At 45.6% G+C, this 281-nt stretch carries 1 protein-coding gene; it reads left to right on the forward strand.

Annotated features, from left to right (window positions below; translation table 11 throughout):
- Positions 1 to 281, forward strand: a 281-nt coding sequence (locus SB775_RS28900; RefSeq protein ID WP_410864638.1) for a transposase, incomplete at both ends; no start/stop codon positions are given.

The following is a 281-nucleotide window of genomic DNA, read 5'->3' on the forward strand; positions in this document are numbered from 1 at the left end:
CTGATAATGGACGCCCGTCCATTGCCCCAGTGACACTATTCAAAATGTTATTTCTTGGTTACCTCTATGGCATTCGTTCCGAGCGCCAGTTGGAAAAAGAAATTCAAGCGAATATCGCTTATCGGTGGTTTTTGGGCTATTCGTTGGTAGACCGAGTGCCAGATCATTCGACGATTAGTTTTAATCGCAAAGGCCGGTTTGAAGATACCTCGGTTTTTGAGGAAATCTTTGATGAGACTGTTCGCCAAGCTCAAGCAGAAGGCTTTGTGAGTGGACGTGTG

The organism is Peribacillus sp. SIMBA_075, from assembly GCF_046534585.1.